General features: G+C 53.5%; 19 protein-coding genes. 8 read left to right on the top strand and 11 right to left on the bottom strand.

Annotated elements, in window-relative coordinates; genetic code table 11:
• Positions 1-133: 133 nt before the first annotated feature.
• Complete coding sequence (locus tag ACSZO1_RS11460) at positions 134-1,810, top strand: AsmA family protein (RefSeq protein WP_437612610.1); 1,677 nt, start codon at positions 134-136, stop codon at positions 1,808-1,810.
• Between the two features lie 128 nt (positions 1,811-1,938).
• Here the strand turns inward: ACSZO1_RS11460 and fabY are convergent, their stop codons facing one another.
• From fabY to typA, 5 genes are all read right to left on the bottom strand, one after another.
• Positions 1,939-2,886, bottom strand: coding sequence for a fatty acid biosynthesis protein FabY (fabY, locus tag ACSZO1_RS11455; protein ID WP_437612623.1), 948 nt, complete (start codon positions 2,884-2,886; stop codon positions 1,939-1,941).
• A gap of 59 nt (positions 2,887-2,945) precedes the next feature.
• On the bottom strand, positions 2,946-3,383 hold the full coding sequence (dtd, locus tag ACSZO1_RS11450; RefSeq protein WP_437612608.1) for a D-aminoacyl-tRNA deacylase: 438 nt from the start codon (positions 3,381-3,383) through the stop codon (positions 2,946-2,948).
• A gap of 44 nt (positions 3,384-3,427) precedes the next feature.
• Positions 3,428-4,282: a virulence factor BrkB family protein gene (locus ACSZO1_RS11445; protein WP_437612621.1), complete on the bottom strand. Its 855-nt coding sequence runs from the start codon at positions 4,280-4,282 to the stop codon at positions 3,428-3,430.
• Positions 4,283-4,294: 12 nt separating this feature from the next.
• The gene (gene yihX, locus ACSZO1_RS11440) at positions 4,295-4,891 is read right to left on the bottom strand and encodes a glucose-1-phosphatase (protein ID WP_437612606.1); all 597 of its coding nucleotides are present in this window, start codon (positions 4,889-4,891) and stop codon (positions 4,295-4,297) included.
• A 248-nt stretch (positions 4,892-5,139) separates the two neighbouring features.
• Complete coding sequence (gene typA / locus ACSZO1_RS11435) at positions 5,140-6,963, bottom strand: ribosome-dependent GTPase TypA (protein WP_437612604.1); 1,824 nt, start codon at positions 6,961-6,963, stop codon at positions 5,140-5,142.
• Positions 6,964-7,397: 434 nt separating this feature from the next.
• Between typA and glnA the strand changes: the two genes are divergently transcribed.
• The 4 genes from glnA to ACSZO1_RS11415 all read left to right on the top strand — a co-directional run bounded on the left by glnA (position 7,398) and on the right by ACSZO1_RS11415 (position 11,677).
• A complete protein-coding gene (gene glnA, locus ACSZO1_RS11430; RefSeq protein ID WP_437612602.1) occupies positions 7,398-8,807 on the top strand; it encodes a glutamate--ammonia ligase in 1,410 nt (469 codons plus the stop codon).
• Positions 8,808-8,976: 169 nt separating this feature from the next.
• Entirely contained in the window at positions 8,977-10,026 is a 1,050-nt protein-coding gene (gene glnL / locus ACSZO1_RS11425) for a nitrogen regulation protein NR(II) (protein WP_437612600.1), read from the top strand.
• A 7-nt stretch (positions 10,027-10,033) separates the two neighbouring features.
• Positions 10,034-11,443: a nitrogen regulation protein NR(I) gene (glnG, locus tag ACSZO1_RS11420; protein WP_437612598.1), complete on the top strand. Its 1,410-nt coding sequence runs from the start codon at positions 10,034-10,036 to the stop codon at positions 11,441-11,443.
• A 111-nt stretch (positions 11,444-11,554) separates the two neighbouring features.
• Positions 11,555-11,677 (top strand): YshB family small membrane protein, encoded by a 123-nt coding sequence (locus ACSZO1_RS11415; RefSeq protein WP_437612596.1) that lies wholly within the window; start codon positions 11,555-11,557, stop codon positions 11,675-11,677.
• 44 nt (positions 11,678-11,721) lie between these two features.
• Here ACSZO1_RS11415 and hemN read toward each other — a convergent pair whose 3' ends face one another.
• Both hemN and yihI read right to left on the bottom strand, forming a co-directional pair.
• Positions 11,722-13,095, bottom strand: coding sequence for an oxygen-independent coproporphyrinogen III oxidase (gene hemN / locus ACSZO1_RS11410; RefSeq protein ID WP_437612594.1), 1,374 nt, complete (start codon positions 13,093-13,095; stop codon positions 11,722-11,724).
• Positions 13,096-13,332: 237 nt separating this feature from the next.
• Positions 13,333-13,857, bottom strand: coding sequence for a Der GTPase-activating protein YihI (gene yihI, locus ACSZO1_RS11405; RefSeq protein WP_437612592.1), 525 nt, complete (start codon positions 13,855-13,857; stop codon positions 13,333-13,335).
• 631 nt (positions 13,858-14,488) lie between these two features.
• Here yihI and yihA point away from each other — a divergent pair.
• On the top strand, positions 14,489-15,124 hold the full coding sequence (gene yihA / locus ACSZO1_RS11400; RefSeq protein WP_437612590.1) for a ribosome biogenesis GTP-binding protein YihA/YsxC: 636 nt from the start codon (positions 14,489-14,491) through the stop codon (positions 15,122-15,124).
• A 444-nt stretch (positions 15,125-15,568) separates the two neighbouring features.
• Here the strand turns inward: yihA and polA are convergent, their stop codons facing one another.
• The 4 genes from polA to ACSZO1_RS11380 form a co-directional block, all read right to left on the bottom strand.
• Positions 15,569-18,355 carry a DNA polymerase I gene (gene polA / locus ACSZO1_RS11395; RefSeq protein WP_437612589.1) on the bottom strand — a complete coding sequence of 929 codons (2,787 nt, stop codon included), beginning with the start codon at positions 18,353-18,355 and terminating at the stop codon, positions 15,569-15,571.
• A 427-nt stretch (positions 18,356-18,782) separates the two neighbouring features.
• A complete protein-coding gene (gene dsbA, locus ACSZO1_RS11390; protein ID WP_437612587.1) occupies positions 18,783-19,412 on the bottom strand; it encodes a thiol:disulfide interchange protein DsbA in 630 nt (209 codons plus the stop codon).
• A 26-nt stretch (positions 19,413-19,438) separates the two neighbouring features.
• Positions 19,439-20,425 carry a serine/threonine protein kinase gene (locus ACSZO1_RS11385; RefSeq protein WP_437612585.1) on the bottom strand — a complete coding sequence of 329 codons (987 nt, stop codon included), beginning with the start codon at positions 20,423-20,425 and terminating at the stop codon, positions 19,439-19,441.
• Positions 20,426-20,506: 81 nt separating this feature from the next.
• On the bottom strand, positions 20,507-20,776 hold the full coding sequence (locus tag ACSZO1_RS11380) for a YihD family protein (RefSeq protein ID WP_437612583.1): 270 nt from the start codon (positions 20,774-20,776) through the stop codon (positions 20,507-20,509).
• Between the two features lie 52 nt (positions 20,777-20,828).
• Here ACSZO1_RS11380 and mobA point away from each other — a divergent pair, with 52 nt between their 5' ends.
• The gene (mobA, locus tag ACSZO1_RS11375; RefSeq protein ID WP_437612581.1) at positions 20,829-21,452 is read left to right on the top strand and encodes a molybdenum cofactor guanylyltransferase MobA; all 624 of its coding nucleotides are present in this window, start codon (positions 20,829-20,831) and stop codon (positions 21,450-21,452) included.
• Position 21,453: 1 nt separating this feature from the next.
• The gene (mobB, locus tag ACSZO1_RS11370) at positions 21,454-21,957 is read left to right on the top strand and encodes a molybdopterin-guanine dinucleotide biosynthesis protein MobB (RefSeq protein ID WP_437612579.1); all 504 of its coding nucleotides are present in this window, start codon (positions 21,454-21,456) and stop codon (positions 21,955-21,957) included.
• The last annotated feature ends 166 nt before the right edge of the window (positions 21,958-22,123 follow it).

Below are 22,123 nucleotides of genomic sequence, written 5' to 3'. Positions count from 1 at the left end.
CGGGCGAGGAACTCCTCGCCCGTATTTCTGTCGACTTTTCATTGAGTTTTTCTGACTTTACATCCAGCCTGTTGAGCTAGCCGGGCAATTCAGGCATAACAACCGGATACCGGAAATTCATAGGGAAGACGTGATGAAATTTATCGGAAAATTTCTTCTGACACTGCTGTTACTGGTGCTGCTGGTGATCGTGGTGCTGTTTGCTGTGCTGCAGACCCGCTGGGGCGCAGACTGGACCAGTCGCTGGATCAGCGATAATACCGATTACCATCTGTCAGTTGCTAAGGTGGAATACCGTTTTTCCGACCCCTCACATTTGATTCTGAATGACGTCACCTTTGGTCACGATGGCGAACCGGCCGTCGTGGTTGCCAAAAGCGTTGACCTGGGCTTTGCCCTGACGCAGTTCAGCGAACCACTGCATTTCGATAGCGTCGAAGTCACGGGCGGCACTCTGGACGTTTCCGATAACCGTGTTGCCTGGCCGCTGCAGGCTAATCGCCTGCAGTTAAGCGATATGGCGGTCACCAGCCCGCATACCGTATTACCGATTACGGCCGAACGCGTGAATGGTGGCGTGATGCCATGGCAGCCGGTCGCTAATAATGTGCTGGGTGACAGTGCGAACTTCCAGCTGAGCGCCGGATCAATGACGCTTAATGGTGTGCCCGGCAACAATGTGCTGCTGCAGGGACGCATTGATCAGCAACGGCTGGTATTCAGCAACGTTGGCGCGGATCTGGCGCGCGGCTCGCTGACGGGTAACGCCGAGCGTGATGCCGCCGGTAACTGGCGTATCGCCAATCTGCGGCTGAATGATATTCGCCTGCAATCCAGTCAGTCACTCAGTGACTTTTTGCAGCCTATTCTCGACCTGCCGTCGGTCACGTTTGAACGTGTGGATATCACGAATGCCCGCCTGCAGGGGCCGGACTGGGCAGTGACCGACCTCGACCTGACGCTGAAAGATATCACCCTGCGCAACCGCGACTGGGAAAGTAATGGCGGTTCACTGTCGATGAACGCCAGCAACTTTATCAATGGTCAGCTGACGCTGAATGATCCGATTGCCAATCTCGACTTCTCGCCACAGGGCATCAATATCACCCAGTTCAGTTCACGCTGGGTAAATGGTCTGGTGCGCACCCAGGGCCAGTGGAACCGAGCGCAGCAGCGCCTGACGCTGGATGAACTGGTGATCGCCGGGCTGGAATACACTCTGCCAGAAAACTGGCGTGATCGCTGGATGCAGCAATTGCCGGGCTGGCTGGACAGCGTGACGGTGAGTCGCTTCTCCGCCAGCCGTAATTTGGTGATCGATATTAATCCGGCTTTCCCGTTCCAGATGACGGCACTCGATGGCAACGGCAGCAATCTGTTGCTGGCGCGCAATCACCAGTGGGGCATCTGGTCCGGCACGCTGAATCTGAACGCCGCGGAAGCGACGTTTAACCGTACCGATTTACGTCATCCTTCGCTGGCATTAACCGCTGACAACAACCAGATTAATGTCACCGAAATGAGTGCGTTTGCCGGAGAAGGAATGCTGGAAGGACTGGTGACCGTCGGGCAGCAGCCTGCGCGCCCTGTTGCGCTGACGCTGAATGGCCGCTCAGTCGCGACGGATGTGCTGCATAACTGGGGCTGGCCCGCCGTGCCAGCGTCCGGCAAAGGCAATATGCAGCTGAAACTGAACGCCAGCCTGGCGGCAGCAACGCCGCTGCGCCAGAGCGCCAGCGGCTCACTGTCTGTCACCACCAGCGAACAGAGCATACAGCAGAATATGGTGAACGGGACGTTGCAGCCTTAAGGTCTGGGGGGTTGTTTGCTCCCCCATGTTATGGGGGAGCAAAGAGAACAGCCAGCCTTAATTCATGCTATGACGGAGGGAGAACAGGGAGACATGCCCCGCCCATTTTGTGGGCGTGAGCAGAGGGATCAGTTAATCATCTGCCCGCCGCCGCCCTCTTCCAGCGGCCCATCAGGATCAGCAGGCAACACAATAAACACCCCTTCAAATACCGCACCGAGCTGCTCGTTACCAAACAGCTCCACTTCCAGCTGCACACGCGCTTTACGTCCGCGCGCCAGACGGTCCAGGTCGCCACTCAGCGAGCCAAGATTCGCGACCGCGCCAGGTCTGCCAGTAATGGCATGGCTGTAACGAATATGTGCATCGGCAAGAATAATGGTGCCGCCCAGGCGACGTTCGCGCAGCAACAACCAGATCAACCCCCAACCTGTCAGCGTCGCCAGCGAAAACAGGCTGCCGGCAAACAGTGTATGGTGCGGATTCTGATTGCCGGTCTCCGGCATGGTGGTAATAAACTTTTGCCCGGTGTACTGGGTAATGCGCACACCCATTTTTTCGCTTAACGGGATATGGTCATACCATGCCTGCTGCAGCTGACCGCACCAGTCGGCGCGATGCAGAATGTCATCCAGCGTCACCACCGGTTTAATCATCAGGAAGTGGCGTACCGGCGTGGTTTGCGGCGCGGTAATCTCCCCCTGGTTGAGGTAACCCAGCTTGGCAAAAAACTCGACCGCATCTTCGCGCGCGCTGCAGACTACGCGTTTCGCGCCTTCCTGCCGCGCCACGGACTCCAGCGTCATCGCCACCAGCGTGCCCAGGCCTTTACCCTGCACAGAAGGATGCACCGCCATAAAGCGGATCGCCGCCTCGTTATCGGCATTGATATACAGGCGGCCAATCGCCACCGGTTTCCCGTGCTCATCCACCACCATCTGATGATGCGCCATCGCATCCCAGGCGTCGCGTTCCGCCCCCTGAGGCTGATGCAGTGGCTTACGTAACATCTCCCAACGAAACTGGTAATAGATATCCAGTTCTTCTGCCGTTTCAGGTACACGAAGGTGATACATATAGTGGTTCTCTCTGTCAGAGCTCGACTGGCCACTCCATAGCCGCTCGGCTAACTGGCTCACACCTGTAACCAAAAGGTCACCGGGCCATCATTGACCAGCGCAACCTGCATATCCGCTGCGAAACGTCCCGTTTGCGTGGTAATGCCTTTTTCACGGCAACAGCCGACAAAATAATTATACAGGCGTTCCGCCTCGGCAGGCTCGGCACCGCGGGAAAAACCCGGACGCATACCCTTTTGCGTGTCTGCCGCCAGAGTGAACTGCGACACCACCAGCACGCTGCCGCCCGCCTGCTGTACATTCAGATTCATCTTGTCGTTTTCATCGCTGAAAATGCGATAACCTGACACCCGTTCACACAGGCGCTGCGCCTGCTGTTCGCTGTCACCCTTTTCCACGCCAAGTAAGATCAGGAGTCCCGGTCCAATTTCGCCGACCGTCTCCCCGGCCACCGTCACGCTGGCATTCAGCGCCCGTTGAATTAACGCAATCATAATCCCTCGTCTGTCCCCGTGATAAAACCCGTCTATAAGCCAGGCTATTCAGGCTGTTCTTGTTCTTTTCGTCGCAGCTGGCGATAGTCATCCAGCGATACCGTAATCTCCGCCCCTAACAATACAATGCACCAGCTCCAGTACACCCACAAAAAGAGAATCGGGATCACTGCCAGTACACCATAAATCAACTGGTACGAGGGAAACATCGTAACATAGAGCGCAAAGCCTTTTTTGCCCAGCTCAAACAGCAGCCCCGCCACCAGTGCGCCGATTAGCGCATCGCGTGGCGGCACCCGTGTAGTGGGAACAATGCTGTACAGCAGCCAGAAGGAGAGCCAGGAGAGCAATAATGGGAAGATGCGCAGCAGATGATCCACCAGACTGGTGACGCCCGTCACCGCTGCCCAGCGCAATGACAGCAGCCAGGTACTGATCGCCATGCTGGCCCCGGCCAGCAGTGGCCCCAGCGTCAGAATCATCCAGTAAACCGCAAAGGAATAGACCAGTGGACGCTTTTTGTGACTGCGCCAGATGGTGTTCAGCGCCGTATCCACCGAATACATCAGCAGCAGCGCGGTGACAATCAACCCGACGGCACCAATCGCCGTCATTTTATTGACGTTGGCGACAAACTGCTCCAGATACTGCTGGATCTGGCAGCCCGCCGCGGGCACAAAGTTGGCGAAGATAAAGTTTTTCAGCTGTACGCTGATATCGGAGAACACCGGGAAGGCGGCAAACAGCGCAAACACCACCGCAATCAGCGGCACCAGCGCCAGCAGCGAGACATAAGCAAGATTGCCGGCATGGGTTGTCATGCCATCATGCTCAATCCGCTGCCACAACAGCTTTAACCAGGCAAACAGCACTCGCGCCGAATGACGCGTACGTCTCATCACTGGCACGCCTTACTGCTGCTGCGCAAAATAGGCCGGGATTACCTGCGCATCCGTCACGTGGATACTGGTAATACCCAGCGCGCGCGCTGCGTCGATATTGTCCAGATTGTCGTCGAAGAAGACCGCCTGATCCGCGCTGAATCCCTCCTGCTGCAGAACCTGCTGGTAGATAGCCGCTTCAGGTTTACGCATCCCCATTTCCTGCGACAGATAGAGTTTATCCGCCGCCTGCTGCACTTCCGGGTATTGCGACGGCCAGTGGTTGCAGTGCAAGCGGTTGGTATTCGACAGAATCACCACGCGATGCCCCTGTTCACGCAGCTGGTGCATACGCGCAATCACCTCCGCACGCACACCGACAAAGATCGCCTGCCAGCCCGCCGCAAACTGTTCGAAGCTCAGCGCGATATCCAGCTCATCACACAGCACCGCCGCGAAACGCTCATCACTGATTTCACCCCGCTCATGCTGTTCGAAGTTCTCACCCATATGAAAATGGCTTTGCAGTGTCGCCAGCGGAACACGACCCAGATCGCTCCATACCCCTAATACGCGGTTGAAATCGATATCCACAATGACGTTACCTAAATCAAAGATATACAGCATGGTCATCTCCTTTTGTTCCGGTGAGTTATTCACTGTAGCGGCAAAAACAGGGACTGAACAGGTGGCAAATGACTGGATGAGCGAAATCGGAATATCGCTCGACGATTCATCGCAGGGCGACTAATAAGTAGCGTGATTTTGCAGGCGATAATGCGCGGAAGGTCACATATTGCAGGCGCCGCCGGGAAGAAAGGACAATAAAAAAAGCCCCGTTAAACGGGGCTTTTTTCACACAGCTAACGTGTCACTTAAACGTCTTTGCTGCCGCGAGACGCACGCTTACGGTCGTTCTCGGTCAGGTGACGTTTACGGATACGTACTGACAGTGGGGTAACTTCCACCAGTTCATCATCATCGATGAACTCCAGCGCCTGCTCCAGTGACATTTTCACTGGTGGTACCAGGGTGGTCGCTTCATCAGTACCGGAAGCACGCATGTTGGTCAGCTTCTTACCGGTCAGACAGTTAACGGTCAGGTCGTTAGAACGGCTGTGAATACCGATGATCTGGCCTTCATACACTTCCGCACCGTGACCCAGGAACAGCTTACCGCGGTCCTGCAGGCTGAACAGTGCGAACGCAACCGCTTTACCCTGGCCGTTAGAGATCAGCACGCCGTTCTGGCGCTGGCCGATTTCGCCCGGACGCACGTCGTCATAGTGGCTGAAGGTGGAGTACAGCAGACCAGTACCGGAAGTCATGGTCATGAATTCGGTACGGAAACCGATCAGACCACGTGCCGGGATCAGGTAATCGAGACGGATACGGCCTTTGCCATCTGGCACCATATCTTTCACGTCGCCTTTACGCTCACCCAGAGCTTGCATCACTGCGCCCTGGTGCTGTTCTTCGATATCCAGCGTCACGTTTTCGAACGGCTCCTGATTACGGCCGTCGATGATGCGGTTGATAACTTTTGGACGCGACACTGCCATCTCAAAGCCTTCACGACGCATGTTTTCGATCAGTACCGACAGGTGCAGTTCACCACGGCCGGAAACACGGAAAGCATCCGCATCTTCGGTTTCTTCAACACGCAGCGCCACGTTGTGCACCAGCTCTTTGTTCAGACGGTCCAGAATCTGACGTGAAGTCACAAACTTGCCTTCTTTACCACAGAATGGTGAGGTGTTGACGTTGAAGAACATGGTCACGGTAGGCTCATCCACGCTCAGCGCTGGCAGCGCTTCTACATTCTGCGGGTCGCAGATGGTGTCGGAGATGTTCAGTTCGCCCAGACCGGTGATAGCAATAATGTCACCCGCTTCTGCCACGGTCGCGTCAATACGCTCCAGGCCGAGGTGAGTCAGCACTTTACCGACTTTACCGTTACGGGTTTTGCCTTCGCTATCAATGATAGTGATCTGCTGGTTCGGCTTAACGCGACCACGCTTGATGCGGCCGATACCGATAACACCAACATAGTTGTTGTAGTCCAGCTGCGAAATCTGCATCTGGAATGGCGCTTCAACTTCAACCTGTGGTGGTGAAACGTGCTCTACGATCGCTTCATACAGCGGAGTCATATCTTCCGCCATATCGGTATGATCCAGACCCGCGATGCCCTGCAGTGCAGAAGCATAAATAATTGGGAAGTCGAGCTGTTCGTCAGTCGCATCCAGGTTTACGAACAGGTCAAACACCTGATCAACAACCCAGTCAGGACGCGCGCCAGGACGGTCAACTTTGTTGATTACAACAATCGGCTTCAGACCATTCGCAAAAGCTTTCTTGGTCACGAAACGGGTTTGCGGCATCGGGCCGTCCATTGCGTCAACAACCAGCAGTACGGAGTCAACCATTGACATGACGCGCTCAACCTCACCACCAAAGTCGGCGTGACCCGGGGTGTCTACGATGTTGATGCGGTAGTCGTTCCAGTTAATGGCAGTGTTTTTCGCGAGGATGGTAATCCCACGCTCTTTCTCCAAATCGTTGGAGTCCATTACGCGTTCGGTTGCTTCGGTGCGGGCATCAAAGGTCCCGGACTGCTGCAGCAACTTATCAACCAGGGTCGTTTTACCATGGTCAACGTGGGCAATAATGGCGATGTTACGCAATTTTTCGATCACAGCTTTGCCTCAGGCATTAGAAATAGCGCGCTATTGTACACGGATTAATCGAAGGACTGAACAAGATCACAAATTTCATAGAAATTTCACTTTCGGGATTGCTTTTACCGCCATAAACAGTGCAAAGATTGCACTGCGTCGAGAAATTGCACCAAAAGAGTGCCCACAAATCACCCATAAGCACCACAATGGTGCGCGACATCCATCATGGTGCATCCCTCGTCTCACGAGAGGGTGCATAATAGCGCCTTTTGCCCCAAATTAAAAAGTTGGCATAGATTTCGCTTTAATCTCATTAAGCGAAAAACGGCAGTTTCCACAACGGTTGATAGCTTGTCTGAGTTCTTTATTATCAAGTGTACGCGCTGATTGACGCGTGCCATCCAGTAAAGTTCTCGAACCACGACGACAATGAAAATCCAGGAGAGTTAAGTATGTCCGCTGAACACGTTCTGTCGATGATGAACGAGCACGAAGTGAAGTTTGTTGACCTGCGTTTTACCGATACCAAAGGTAAAGAGCAACACGTGACCATTCCTGCTCATCAGGTTAACGCTGACTTCTTCGAAGAAGGCAAAATGTTCGATGGTTCTTCCATCGGCGGATGGAAAGGCATTAACGAATCCGACATGGTGCTGATGCCAGACGCGACCACCGCGGTGATGGATCCGTTCTTCGAAGATTCTACTCTGATCATCCGTTGTGACATCCTCGAGCCAGGCACTCTGCAGGGCTACGACCGTGACCCACGCTCTATCGCTAAACGCGCTGAAGAGTACCTGCGTTCTTCCGGCATCGCGGACACCGTGCTGTTTGGACCAGAGCCAGAATTCTTCCTGTTTGACGACATCCGTTTCGGCTCCAGCACTTCCGGTTCTCACGTTGCTATCGACGATATCGAAGCAGCATGGAACACCGGTAAAGAATACGAAGGCGGCAACAAAGGCCACCGTCCTGGTATCAAAGGCGGTTACTTCCCGGTTCCTCCGGTCGACTCTGCACAAGACATCCGTTCTGCCATGTGTCTGACCATGGAGCAAATGGGCCTGGTTGTTGAAGCACACCACCACGAAGTGGCAACTGCTGGTCAGAACGAAGTGGCTACCCGCTTCAACACCATGACCAAAAAAGCTGACGAAATTCAGATCTACAAATATGTGGTGCACAACGTGGCGCACGCCTACGGCAAAACCGCGACCTTCATGCCAAAACCAATGTTTGGCGACAACGGTTCCGGTATGCACTGCCACATGTCCCTGTCTAAAGGCGGCGTGAACCTGTTCGCTGGCGACAAATACGGCGGCCTGTCTGAAACTGCTCTGTTCTACATTGGTGGTATCATCAAGCACGCTAAAGCGATCAACGCCCTGGCTAACCCAACCACCAACTCTTACAAGCGTCTGGTCCCGGGTTACGAAGCACCAGTAATGCTGGCTTACTCAGCCCGTAACCGTTCTGCTTCTATCCGTATCCCAGTGGTTGCCAGCCCGAAAGCACGTCGTATCGAAGCGCGCTTCCCGGACCCAGCGGCTAACCCATACCTGGCGTTCACCGCTCTGCTGATGGCAGGCCTCGACGGCGTAATCAACAAGATCCATCCTGGCGATGCTATGGATAAGAACCTGTATGACCTGCCGCCGGAAGAAGAAGCTGAGATTCCAAAAGTAGCGGGCTCTCTGGAAGAAGCGCTGAACGCGCTGAACGAAGACCGTGAGTTCCTGACCCGTGGTGGCGTGTTCACCGACGACGCTATCGATGCTTACATCGAACTGCGTAAGTCTGAAAACGACCGCGTGCGCATGACTCCGCACCCAGTAGAGTTCGAGCTTTACTACAGCGTTTAATTTGGTTTGATGTTTTTTGTTGCCGTGGAAACTTTCAGCCCATCTTCGGATGGGCTTTTTTCTCCACAAATTCATCGGTTTTTGAACTGACCGACTATAATGCACCAAAATAGTGCCTGAATTTTCAGGCCTGCTGGCGCGTACAACAAGTATGGTGAGGGAAAGCTGTATGGCAACTGGCACGCTGCCCGATGCTGGGCAGATTCTCAACTCTCTGATTAACAGTATTCTGCTGGTCGATAATGAGCTGGTGGTGCATTACGCCAACCCGGCCGCTCAGCAGCTGCTGGCGCAAAGTTCGCGCAAGTTGTTTGGCACCCCGTTGCCGGACCTGATGGGCTATTTCTCGCTGAATATCGATGTGATGCGCGAAAGTCTCGATGCTGGTCAGGGCTTTACCGACAGCGAAGTGACTCTGGTCGTGGACAGCCGCGCGCACATTATGTCGCTGACGGCACAACGCCTGCCTGATGGCCTGATCCTGCTGGAAATGGCACCGATGGATAACCAGCGTCGTCTCAGCCAGGAACAGTTGCAGCACGCACAACAAGTGGCGGCGCGTGATCTGGTACGCGGTCTGGCGCATGAAATCAAAAACCCGCTGGGTGGCTTACGCGGCGCCGCACAATTGCTGGCGAAAGCGCTGCCCGATCCGGCATTAACCGAATACACCAAGGTGATCATTGAGCAGGCCGACCGGCTGCGCAATTTAGTGGATCGCCTGTTAGGGCCGCAACAGCCCGGGATGCATGTGACGCAGAGTATCCACCAGGTGTCCGAACGTGTGGTCAACCTGGTTTCGATGGAGCTGCCGGACAATGTCACCCTGGTGCGCGATTACGACCCGAGTTTACCCGAATTACCGCACGACCCGGATCAGCTGGAGCAGGTCCTGCTGAACGTGGTGCGCAACGCGTTACAGGCGTTAGGTGAAGAAGGCGGCACGATTACGTTACGTACCCGCACAGCGTTTCAGCTGACGCTGCACGGCGTGCGTTATCGCCTGGTTGCCCGTATTGATATTGAAGATGACGGGCCAGGCATTCCGGCACAACTGCAGGATACGCTGTTCTATCCGATGGTGAGCGGACGCGAAGGCGGCACCGGTTTGGGGCTGTCGATTGCCCGTAGCCTGATTGATCAGCACTCAGGAAAAATAGAATTTAACAGTTGGCCTGGTCACACCGAATTCTCGGTTTACCTGCCTATTCGCCAGTGAGGTTTCTATGCAACGAGGGATAGTTTGGATCGTCGATGACGATAGCTCCATCCGCTGGGTGCTTGAACGTGCGCTCACTGGAGCCGGTTTAAGCTGCGTCACTTTTGACAGTGGCAACGATGTGCTGGATGCACTCGCAACCAAAACCCCAGACGTTTTACTGTCAGATATCCGTATGCCCGGCATGGATGGCCTCGCACTACTGAAACAGATTAAACAGCGCCACCCAATGCTGCCGGTCATCATAATGACGGCGCACTCGGATCTGGACGCAGCCGTCAGTGCTTATCAGCAGGGCGCATTCGATTATCTGCCAAAACCTTTCGATATCGACGAGGCCGTGGCACTGGTCGAGCGTGCCATCAGTCACTATCAGGAACAGCAGCAGCCGCGTAATCAGCCAGTCAGCGGCCCGACCACCGACATCATTGGCGAAGCGCCTGCGATGCAGGATGTGTTCCGTATTATTGGCCGTCTGTCACGTTCATCGATTAGCGTGCTGATCAATGGTGAATCCGGTACGGGTAAAGAACTGGTGGCGCATGCCTTGCATCGTCACAGCCCGCGTGCCAAAGCGCCGTTTATTGCGCTGAATATGGCGGCGATTCCGAAAGATTTGATCGAGTCGGAGTTGTTTGGCCACGAGAAAGGGGCATTTACCGGCGCGAACCAGATCCGTCAGGGACGCTTCGAGCAGGCTGATGGCGGCACACTGTTCCTCGATGAAATCGGCGATATGCCACTGGATGTGCAGACGCGTCTGCTGCGTGTGCTGGCGGATGGCCAGTTCTATCGCGTCGGCGGTTATGCACCGGTGAAAGTGGATGTGCGTATTATTGCCGCCACCCACCAGAATCTTGAGATGCGCGTGCAGGAAGGCAAGTTCCGTGAGGACTTATTCCACCGTCTGAATGTGATTCGTGTTCATCTGCCACCGTTGCGTGAACGCCGGGAAGATATTCCGCGCCTGGCGCGCTACTTCCTGCAGGTCGCGGCACGTGAACTCGGTGTGGAAGCGAAGATACTGCATCCGGAAACCGAAACCGCACTGACCCGTCTGCACTGGTCCGGTAACGTGCGTCAGCTGGAGAACACCTGTCGCTGGCTGACGGTGATGGCCGCCGGTCAGGAAGTATTAATCCAGGATCTGCCGTCCGAACTGTTTGAGACATCGACGCCGGAAAGCCCGGTACAGTCGCTGCCGGACAGCTGGGCGACCCTGCTGGCGCAATGGGCGGATCGCGCGCTGCGCTCCGGTCATCAAAACCTGTTGTCGGAAGCACAGCCGGAGATGGAAAGAACGTTGCTGACTACCGCGTTACGTCACACTCAGGGCCATAAACAGGAGGCCGCGCGCCTGCTGGGCTGGGGGCGCAATACGCTGACGCGTAAGTTAAAAGAGCTGGGAATGGAGTAAGCGCCGGAAGAATTGTAAAAAGGCGCGGTATTGCACAATTTTTGCGCATAGATATCTTTACAGCCCGGTGCCGTCCAGTATCATTGCGGGCGGTTACCGGGAGAACGCTTTATGCTCGAATCACTGATGCACATCGCATCGCAAAGCGCTGAAGTCAGCGCCTCGGCCAGTCACTCGCCGCAGGCGGCTGTGGCGGCGATCCTTTGCGCTGTGATGCTTAACTTTTTCAGCTAAAAATAAAAAAGAAGGCCGACGCGATGTCGGCCTTTTCATTTCAATTAAATCACCCGAGAGAACTGCTGTGTACGCGCTTTCTGGCGCAAATAGCTGTCAAAGCACATACAGATATTCCGAATCAGCAAACGCCCCTTAGCGCTCACCTGAAGCCCCTTCTCGTGGCAAGCCACCAGCCCGTCGTCGATCAGCGGCTGCAGCAACGCCAAATCTTCCGCGAAATAGCGGGAGAAATCGATCTGCCATTCACGTTCAATCTGAGCGAAATCCAGTGAGAAATGGCAGATCAGCGCTTTAATCACCTCACGGCGCAGACAGTCATCGCGGGTTAAACTCAGGCCACGCCACAGCGCACTGCCCTGCTGGCTGACACTGGCAGCATAATCCTTCATCACTTTCTGATTCTGTGCATAGCTGTCGCCAATCATACTGATCGCCGAGACGCCCATGCCGAGCAGGTCAGTGTCGCCCTGAGTGGTATAGCCCTGGAAATTGCGGTGCAGCTTGCCTTCGCGCTGGGCGATCGCCAGCTCATCCTGTGGCCGGGCAAAGTGATCCATACCGATAAACTGATAACCTTCCGCCGTCAGCGTGGCAATCGTCTGCTGCAGAATTGCCAGTTTCTGGCTGGCGTCTGGCAGGTCTTCCTGTTTGATTTTGCGCTGGGCAGCAAACAGCTCCGGCAGATGGGCGTAGTTGAACACGCTTAAGCGGTCAGGGTTCAGTTCGGCGACTTTGCGCAGGGTAAAGGCGAAGCTCTCCGCCGTCTGATCCGGTAAGCCGTAGATCAAATCGATATTGGTGGAGGTAAAGCCCAGTTCACGCGCTCGCTGCAGCAGGGCAAAAATAAACGCCTCATCCTGCACACGGTTCACTTTCTCCTGCACCTGCTTGTTGAAGTCCTGCACCCCCATGCTCAGACGGTTAAAACCCGCCGCGCGCAGATGATCCAGCACATCCAGTTCAATTTCGCGTGGATCGACCTCGATCGACAGTTCAGCCTGCGCACTGAAATTGAAACAGCTGCGCAGCAGCGTGATCAGCCGGGTAATTTGCGTCTTGTCGAGAAAGGTCGGCGTACCGCCGCCCCAGTGCATCTGGGTCACCGTGCGATTAGCAAACAGTGGCGCACGCGTACGGATTTCCTGTTCCAGCACATCGAGATAGCTGTCGGCTTTATGCTGCTGGCGCGTCACAATTTTATTGCAGCCACAGAAGTAGCAAAGGCGATGGCAAAACGGAATATGCAGGTAAAGCGAAAGCGGCCGATCAGGATAACGCTGCGCCGCCTGTTGAAAAGAGGCTTCGTTATAACTCTGGTTAAATTCGAGTGCGGTGGGATAAGAGGTATAGCGCGGCCCGGAGTAGTTATATTTCTGAATCAGGGCCAGATCCCATTCAATCGCAGGCGTGGACATAGTTATTCCTTAGCAGGTCGTCGTGGTACAGACCGTCGCGCCGGAGGACGCTGCTGCAGCTGCCGATTGACGGTATCGCGCCGCAGGCGAGACTTCAGCCGCGACAGACGCCGTAGTTTAACAAATAGCCAAAACAGATAACATGTGAGAAAAAAAGCGAAAATTGATCCAGGCCAAAGCATCGGCATAAACCTCACAACCGGTATTCTGCGCTGAATACCGGTTTTCGCAGTGCGATCAGTTGCCGCCTTTCAGCAGGCGGTACATATCTTCTTCCGCTTCTTCATCGGCATCGTCATCATCTAAATTGATGCCCAGCTGCTCCATCAGCACATCGATGCGGTCCAGTGTCTGATCCAGCCACGCCTGATCTTCCGCTGCCAGCACTTCACCATTTTCCAGGCGATCCAGCAGTGTATCCAGACGTTCGCTGTTTTCCAGCATCGACAGCTCTTCCTGCGGGCTCAGTTTCGGCTTTTTCTCTGCCACGACGGGCTTCGCTTTTACCGGCTTCGCCACCACCGCGACGCTTCCCCCCAGCGGAACGGGCTTTTTACTGCCAATACGCGGGTCTTTCGCTTTGCTGCTGGCTCCCTGCTTCTGAGCTGGGGCCACAGGGTTAGCACGGCTGCCGGAAGCATTGCCGCGATGTTTTTTATCTTTCTTATCTACACGCGCCTGCTGGTTCAGCTCTTCGCGTGACTGACGTTTGGATTTAGGCGCTTTGGTTTTACCCCGCGGCGCGCGGGCTGGTTGCTTCATGATGTCAGCTCTCGGGAAACAGATGTTCAGTATAGTCCCGTCATATGTCAGATTGCAGATGGGCAGACCGTTCTGCGAACTGAATACTTCAGAAAAGGATAGAATTGCGGCGAAATCTAGCAGAAAGCGGACAAAGAAAAAAGGCGGCAGGTCACCCCGTCGCCTTTTTTCGCACCTTCCGTAGAAGGACAGTCTTCCTTTACATCCATTTATGCAATCAACATCCCGGTTTTTCCGTGTGCTGTCCACCCATCCCGGGCGCTTCCTTATCCTTTGAGGTTCCCATCCACTGAACCCGTCTCCTGATATCCCTCACTCTTTGCCATCCTGACAATCCCTGAGTGCTTCATCCTGAAGTGAACCTTCGTGGTTCTGCGAATTACTTTAGACTAATTGGTCAGCGAGACAAGATGGTCAAAAACACTTATTAGACTTTAGTTTAGGTATCAATAGTCAACCACATGATTTAATTAGACAAATAAAACTTATTTTTTTATAAAAATTAAAAGCAACTGGCAAAAACTATGGCAAATGTCTCACAAAATGATCGAATGTCATCACCCTCGGGCGCTTTGCCCGCTTTACAGGTATAATCACGCCATTGCCATATTGAACCTTTGGAGTAGCTATTTTGTCTGGCTGGAACTATCACGTAACGCATTTCGTCACCAGCGCACCTGACATCCGTCACCTGCCCGCTGATACCGGCATTGAGGTGGCGTTTGCCGGGCGTTCTAACGCCGGTAAATCCAGCGCACTGAATACGCTGACCAACCAAAAAAGTCTCGCGCGCACCAGTAAAACCCCTGGTCGCACCCAGCTGATCAACCTGTTCCAGGTGGCCGATGGCCTGCGCCTTGTCGACCTGCCGGGTTATGGCTATGCCGAAGTACCGGAAGAGTTAAAACGCAAATGGCAGCGCGCGCTGGGTGAATACCTGCAGATGCGCAACTGCCTGAAGGGTCTGGTGGTACTGATGGATATCCGTCATCCGATGAAAGACCTCGATCAGCAGATGATTCAGTGGGCGGTGGAAAGTCAGATTCCGGTACTGGTGCTGTTAACCAAAGCGGACAAGCTGGCCTCCGGTGCACGCAAAGCACAGCTGAATACGGTACGTGAAGCCGCACTGGCATTCATGGGCGATGTTCAGGTTGAAATGTTTTCGTCACTGAAGAAGATTGGCGTGGATAAACTGCGTCTGAAGCTGGATAGCTGGTACAGCGAAATCCCTCCGGCAACGGAAGACGACGTAGCACAGCAGTAAAGGTTTCACGGGCGGTGTTACGGCACCGTCCACACCGCAGCGATGACCGGTCGGGCCACCTGCGCTGAATTTGATCCAATAAAAAACGCCCCAGCCATATGATGGCCGGGGCGGCTAAATATTCAGCCAAATCCGATTACGTGAAGTAAAAGGTCTGAAAGATAGAACATCTTACCTCTGTACCCTACGCCTTAAACTTTACCTGATTTTTTCTGACCGAAAAAGCGTTTTTTGTAGTTAATTTTCATCAAACGACATCAATTTCCCTACTTCGGTCACAAAAACAGACCCTCTTTGTAGCTTAATTACCTGAAAAATGTTTGGCGGAGAGAGGCTTAGCGCATTTTATCGCCTGGCCGAAGGCTGAAACGATTAATCACGCTTTTTCCCCGGGCTGACTGGCGGGGCATATCAACCCCGCCCGGTCATCATTATTAATGCGGTTTAGTGGGCCTGATCCCAGTTGTCACCGACACCAACATCGACACGTAATGGCACATCCAGTGACATGCTGCTCTCCATCAGCTGACGGATCTGCTGGCTGGCGCTCTCCACAGCTGTTTCCTTCACTTCGAACACCAGTTCATCGTGAACCTGCATAATCATCTTCACATCAGCATTGTCCTGCGTCAGCAGCCACTGGTCGACAGCGATCATCGCACGTTTGATGATATCCGCCGCAGTCCCCTGCATCGGCGCATTGATCGCTGCGCGCTCTGCCGCCTTACGACGAATGGCGTTGCTGGAACTGATATCTGGCAGATAGAGACGACGGCCATCGAGTGTCGAAACATACCCCTGCTCTGATGCCTGCTGGCGGGTATTTTCCATATACTGCAATACGCCCGGGTAACGCTCGAAATAGAGATCCATATATTTCTTCGCTTCGCCGGCGCCAATATTCAGCTGGCGCGACAGACCAAACGCACTCATGCCGTAAATCAGGCCAAAGTTAATCGCTTTGGCGCTACGGCGCTGTTCACCTGTGACTTTATCCACCGCCATGCCAAAGACCTCAGCAGCAGTTGCACGGTGGATATCCTGGCCTTCAGCAAACGCTTTCAGCAAACCTTTGTCCTGCGACAGATGCGCCATGATCCGCAGTTCAATTTGCGAGTAGTCAGCCGCCACAATGCGGTAGCCTTTTGGCGCAATAAAGGCCTGGCGGATACGACGGCCTTCGTCATTACGCACCGGGATATTTTGCAGGTTCGGATCACTGGACGACAGACGCCCGGTCGCAGTGACAGCCTGATGATAAGAAGTATGTACGCGACCACTGATCGGGTTAATCATCAGCGGCAGTTTGTCAGTGTAGGTCGATTTCAGCTTCGATAAACCGCGATGCTCAAGGATCACTTTTGGCAGTGGATGGTCCAGCGCCAGCTCGGCCAGCACTTCTTCACTGGTGGACGGGGCACCGCCCGGGGTTTTCTTGGTCGGTTTAATGCCCTGCTTCTCAAACAGAATGGTCTGCAACTGTTTCGGTGAAGAGAGATTGAACGGCTCGCCAGCCAGTTCATGCGCCTTCTGTTCCAGCTCCGTCAGACGACTGGCCAGCTCCTGCGAATGGGCGGCAAGAATATTTTGATCAATTAATACGCCGTTACGCTCCACACGTGAAATCACCGTGACCAGCGGCATCTCTACTGCTTCAAACACCTGTTTTGGCCCCTGCTGTTGCTCCAGCTGCGGCCACATCTTCAGGTGCAATTGCAGCGTCACATCGGCGTCTTCAGCAGCATAGTGAGCGGCCTGCTCCAGAGCAATCTGGTTAAAGGTCAGCTGGTTTTTACCTTTACCGGCAATCTCCTCAAAGGTCACCGTTTTATGGTTCAGCCAGCGTGATGCCAGGGTATCCATATCGTGTTTACCCGCCACGCTGTTCAGCATGTAGGACTCAAGCATGGTGTCGAACTGAATACCGCGCAGCTCAATACCGTAATTCTGCAGCACGCCACGGTCATATTTCAGGTTCTGACCGACTTTATGCGCCTTGTCGTCTTCCAGCAGCGGTTTGAGGCGCGCCAGCACGTCGTCGCGATCCAGCTGTGGCGGCGCATCCAGATAGTCATGGGCAACCGGCAGGTAGGCAGCGTCACCCGGTGCGACGGCGAATGAGAGGCCGATAATGTTAGCGCTCAGCGTGTCCAGCGCATCGGTTTCCAGATCGAAGGCAAACAGTTCACTGGATTGCAGCTTCGTCAGCCACTGTGCAAAGGTTTCTTCATCGAGAATCGTGACATAACCGTCCGCTGACAGAACAGGGGTCGCCTCCTGCGGCTGTTCCGCTTTTTCTTCCGCGATTTTCGCTGCTACCGGGCTGCCTTTTTTCCCCTGCAGCCAGACGCCCTCTTCCAGGTCGACAATCCAGCGCTTGAATTCGTACTGGCGGAACAGCCCCAGCAGTTCTTCTGCTGCCGGTTCATTCACCGTTAAATCATCGCAGGTCACATCCAGCGCAACATCAGTTTTGATGGTTGCCAGCTGATAGGAGAGGTAAGCCACCTCTTTATTCTGTTCCAGCTTCGCCGCCATGGTTTTGGCGCCACGGAATGACAGGTCAGCGATTTTATCCAGATTGTCATACAGCGTATTCAGACCACCCAGTCCCTGCAGCAGCGCCTGCGCCGTTTTCTCACCCACACCCGGCACACCCGGGATATTGTCAGAAGAGTCACCCTGCAATGCGAGGAAATCGATAATCAACTCAGGCGGAACACCGTACTTGGTCGTCACTTCTTCCGGCCCAAGGATGGTGTTATTCATGGTGTTAATTAGCGTGACGTTTGGCGTCACCAGCTGCGCCATATCTTTATCGCCGGTGCTGATCAGCACCGGACGGCCCAGTTTTTCCGCCTGCAGCGCCAGCGTACCAATGACGTCATCCGCTTCCACGCCGCTGATCGCCAGCAGTGGCAGCCCCATGGCTTTTACCATCTGATGCAGTGGCTCAATCTGCGCACGCAGATCGTCCGGCATTGGCGGACGGTGAGATTTATAGTGCTCAAACAGCTCATCACGGAAGGTTTTTCCTTTAGCATCAAACACCACCGCCACATGACTCGGCTTATACTGCAGCAACAGGCTGCGCAGCATATTCAGCACGCCATACATTGCGCCAGTTGGTTCTCCCGCACTGTTGGTTAGCGGAGGAAAGGCATGATAAGCCCGGTAAAGATAAGAGGAGCCATCAACCAGAATCAGCGGGTTTTCTGCAATTTGCGCCATAAGGAAGTCACATTCTTTGTCAGCCATTTGAATGGGCATAAGGATGCCACAGCTGAGGGCGAAAGATGAAATAACTCAGCCAATAAAGTGGCAAAGATTTCTGAATTGCGCGCGATGTTCCAGTAATAAACTGTGGATAACTTTGTGTGTAAGTTTACTAAGATATTGTTATTTACAAGATCAAGAATTAAGTCTCACATTAAAATGCAATAATTTCATAGCGTTAACAACGTGACCACGGATATTTTTTGCTATGCATAGAATTGCTTTAGTGTGGATACAAATATTTTTTATCCGCCCTAAAAACAACATCAATGGCTAAATATTGACTGTATTAACGATATTTCTCCTGACGATAAAAAAGCGTGAAGATTAGCGAAGAAATGAAAAACGCCGGTAAAAACCGGCGCTTAGAGAGAAAGGAAATTTACTTCTGGCTGACCAGGAATTTGACCACGTTGGCATATTCCTGCACAAAGTTATCCATCGAACTGGTATCGAGGCCACCATTGTTAACCATATATTTGCCATCAACAAACATAGCCGGCACGCCACGCAGATCGACATCAGCTGCCGCTTTTTCCTGCTGTGCAACCAGGGCTTTCACGGCAAAGCTGTTCCAGGCACCATCGTAGTCCTCAGAAGTAATGCCGGCAGCTTTAATAAATACGTCTTTCAGGGTAGCAGGTGAGGTGATGGTCTGCGTTTTCTGGATACCGTCAAAAATTGCCGCGGTCACTTTATCTTCCACGCCCAGCGCCATTGCTACAGCCCATGCCTGAGTCACCGCTTTACCCATATCGCCGCCAAGGAATTCGACGTGATATTTGGTCACATTGACGTTTGCAGGCAGGTTTTTCTTCACATTTTCGCTAACATGATAGACACGTTCAAACTGATAGCAGTGCGGGCAATAAAATGAGAAAAACTCGAGAACCTTCGGTGCACCCGCCGCTGGCTTTTCCAGAGTCACATACTGCTGACCATCGCTAAATTGTGCAGCAGACGCGCTGAATGCCAGCACCAGGCCAGCAAGCGCAAACCAAATCTTTTTCATCTTGAATATCTCTCCTTAATACAACGTCAAAATGCAGGCATTAACTGCAGCGGTGGCTCCTGCAACAGCTTATCCTGCTCATCAAAAATGGAAATCTGTCTGCGCCAGAAGTCCTCATCCGTCATCCACGGGAAACTTCTCGGGAAAGCAGGGTCCTGCCAGCGGCGCACTACCCAGGCCAGATAATAAACCATCCGCATGGCGCGTAAAGGCTCAATCAGTGACAATTCATGTGCAGGGAAGTCACTGAATTCACTGTAAGCTTCCAGCAAAATATCCCACTGGATGCGCTGCTCCTGACGATCGCCATTGACCAGCATCCACAAATCCTGCACTGCCGGGCCGTTACGCGCATCATCAAGGTCAACAAACAGCGGACCGTCACGCCAGAGGATATTACCCGGGTGACAATCGCCATGCAGGCGTAGTGGCGTCCAGTGAGTATGCCAGCAGCTTTGTAAAGTAGTGATCAGACGATCCAGACTTTGTAACAATTGAACTTTTAACGCTGACGGGATCAGTTCGCTGTTTTCCAGCACCTGACGCGGCTCATGCACATATTCCTGCAGGCCTATCGTCGGGCGTGCAGCAAAAGTCTGTTTTTTACCGGTCTGGTGAATGCGGCCGAGAAAACGCCCCACCCATTCCATCTGATCATAATTGTCAGTCTCATACTGACGACCACCAAGGCTTGGGAACACGGCGAAGTAAAAACCGTCGTGCTGATGCAGCATCTGGCCCTGTAAGGCCAGCGGCGCGGCAATCGGCACTTCATCGGCGAGCAGTTCGGCGGCGAATTGATGTTCTTCAGTGATTTGCGCTGACGTCCAGCGCTGCGGGCGATAGAACTTAACCACGTAGCGCTTTTTATCTTCGTCTGAGAACTGGTAAACCCGGTTCTCATAGCTGTTAAGTGGCGTCAGTCCGGATTCCACACGTAAGCCGGTGTCCCATAATGCATCGACAATAGCATCGGGATTCAGCGTCTGGAAGTTAAAAGCGGCTTGATTCATTACGCAGGTTCGCTATTTTCGCTACAAATAAGCAGCAAAGCATATCACTAAAAGACCTGCGGATTGGCTGAAGGTTCCGATTTAATCCTTAATCACACCGCGCGCACGTAGCAGTGCAGTTTTGAAATCTTCTTCATAATCTTTTTTCAGACCCGGTATTTCTTCGGTTTTATCTGCGTCGCGCATTTTCAGGTGATAAATCAGAATATCATCGGTCAGTTGCTCAATTGGGCCAGAGAAGCCTGACTCTTCAGCCAGTTTCTGCAAAAATTGCAGCAGATTAAGGTCGGGCTCTTTCTGCCATGCTGGCTGGAGGAGTGAAATCAGTTCATTAAGACGATGACATTTCATACTGGCGTTCCTTAAACAAAGTATCCCGCTACGTTAGCAGGGTTAATTCCACATGAAAAGAGAGGTATTACGCCCGATGGCTGCGCAGACCACAATAGCACTGACGGATGTCACCGGCATTATTCTGGCCGGTGGACGCGGCAGCCGGATGGGGGGAGAGGATAAAGGGCTGATGATGCTGAATGGCCAGCCACTCTACCAGCATGTCCTGCAGCGACTACAGCCACAGGTGGCGACAGTCTGTATCAGCGCCAACCGCAATCAGGCGCGTTACCAGCAGAGCGGATTCCCGGTGATATCTGACCATATCCCGGAATATGCCGGCCCACTGGCAGGCATGCTGACCGCGTTACAGGCGATCACAACGCCATGGGCGCTGTTTGTCTCCTGCGATACACCGTTTATTCCTCAGCATCTGGCACAACAGCTATGGCAGCAAAGAGGCTCAGCCAGCGCAGTCTGGGTGCGTAATGCCGACCGTGACCACCCAACGATGACACTGATACATCGCCAGGCGATAGAAAAGTTAAGGGATTTCCTGCAACGAGGCGATCGCAAGTTAATGCTTTTTCTTGCCGAAATTGATGCAAAAGCTGTTATTTTCTCCGATGATCCGCTTTTCTTTACCAACATCAATACCCTGGAAGATCTGCAAAATTACCAGGAGAACAAATAGCATGCTGCCACTGATTGCCTTCGCGGCCTGGAGCGGCAGCGGGAAAACCACCTTGCTGGAACAGCTGATTCCATTACTGAAAGCACGCCAGATTCGCTGCGGGCTCATCAAACATACGCATCACCAGATGGATATCGATACGCCGGGAAAGGACAGTTACCGGTTGCGCAAAGCAGGTGCCGATCAGGTTCTGGTGGCCAGTCAGCAGCGCTGGGCGTTAATGACGGAAACACCCGATAATGCAGAATCTGTCGATCTGCATTTTCTGGCCAGTCGCCTGGATGCCTCCACTCTGGATCTGGTTCTGGTCGAAGGGTTTAAAGATGAAACTGTGCCAAAAATTGTGGTGTGGCGGGCAGAGACCGGACGCAAAGCAGATGAATTACTGGATAAGCATGTGATTGCGGTTGCCAGCGATCAGCCATTAACCGTTGGTGTGCCGTGGCTGGATCTGAATCGGCCAGAACGGGTTGCTGATTTTATTGTTGAATGGCTGAAAGGCTAAAGATCTTTTCACACTGAACGAGCTGGAATGGGGTAATCGCGTTTTGCACGGAGATGGCAGTTCCCCCACGCAGCAGGGAAAGGAGAAGTATTCAGGGACAGTTTCAGGCTTCCGCGCCCGGTTTTCCGGTCCCGTAAACGCAAAAAACCCCCAGCTTTCGCTGAGG

The sequence above is a fragment of the Erwinia sp. V71 genome (assembly GCF_965644245.1).
GTDB lineage: Bacteria > Pseudomonadota > Gammaproteobacteria > Enterobacterales > Enterobacteriaceae > Erwinia.
Note: the sequence above shows the minus strand (reverse complement) of the source record. Positions and strands in the feature narration are given on the sequence as shown.

Excerpts from the sequence above, each read along its gene's own strand:
- ACSZO1_RS11445 (WP_437612621.1), bottom strand. The coding sequence starts at position 4,282 with ATGAGACGTACGCGTCATTCGGCGCGAGTGCTGTTTGCCTGGTTAAAG.
- dtd (WP_437612608.1), bottom strand. The coding sequence starts at position 3,383 with ATGATTGCGTTAATTCAACGGGCGCTGAATGCCAGCGTGACGGTGGCC.
- yihX (WP_437612606.1), bottom strand. The coding sequence starts at position 4,891 with ATGCTGTATATCTTTGATTTAGGTAACGTCATTGTGGATATCGATTTC.
- ACSZO1_RS11380 (WP_437612583.1), bottom strand. The coding sequence starts at position 20,776 with ATGAAATGTCATCGTCTTAATGAACTGATTTCACTCCTCCAGCCAGCA.
- hemN (WP_437612594.1), bottom strand. The coding sequence starts at position 13,095 with ATGTCCACGCCTGCGATTGAATGGGATCTGGCCCTGATTCAGAAATAT.
- ACSZO1_RS11460 (WP_437612610.1), top strand. The coding sequence starts at position 134 with ATGAAATTTATCGGAAAATTTCTTCTGACACTGCTGTTACTGGTGCTG.
- polA (WP_437612589.1), bottom strand. The coding sequence starts at position 18,355 with ATGGCGCAAATTGCAGAAAACCCGCTGATTCTGGTTGATGGCTCCTCT.
- yihI (WP_437612592.1), bottom strand. The coding sequence starts at position 13,857 with ATGAAGCAACCAGCCCGCGCGCCGCGGGGTAAAACCAAAGCGCCTAAA.
- mobB (WP_437612579.1), top strand. The coding sequence starts at position 21,454 with ATGCTGCCACTGATTGCCTTCGCGGCCTGGAGCGGCAGCGGGAAAACC.
- glnG (WP_437612598.1), top strand. The coding sequence starts at position 10,034 with ATGCAACGAGGGATAGTTTGGATCGTCGATGACGATAGCTCCATCCGC.
- ACSZO1_RS11415 (WP_437612596.1), top strand. The coding sequence starts at position 11,555 with ATGCTCGAATCACTGATGCACATCGCATCGCAAAGCGCTGAAGTCAGC.
- ACSZO1_RS11385 (WP_437612585.1), bottom strand. The coding sequence starts at position 20,425 with ATGAATCAAGCCGCTTTTAACTTCCAGACGCTGAATCCCGATGCTATT.
- dsbA (WP_437612587.1), bottom strand. The coding sequence starts at position 19,412 with ATGAAAAAGATTTGGTTTGCGCTTGCTGGCCTGGTGCTGGCATTCAGC.
- fabY (WP_437612623.1), bottom strand. The coding sequence starts at position 2,886 with ATGTATCACCTTCGTGTACCTGAAACGGCAGAAGAACTGGATATCTAT.
- glnL (WP_437612600.1), top strand. The coding sequence starts at position 8,977 with ATGGCAACTGGCACGCTGCCCGATGCTGGGCAGATTCTCAACTCTCTG.
- glnA (WP_437612602.1), top strand. The coding sequence starts at position 7,398 with ATGTCCGCTGAACACGTTCTGTCGATGATGAACGAGCACGAAGTGAAG.
- mobA (WP_437612581.1), top strand. The coding sequence starts at position 20,829 with ATGAAAAGAGAGGTATTACGCCCGATGGCTGCGCAGACCACAATAGCA.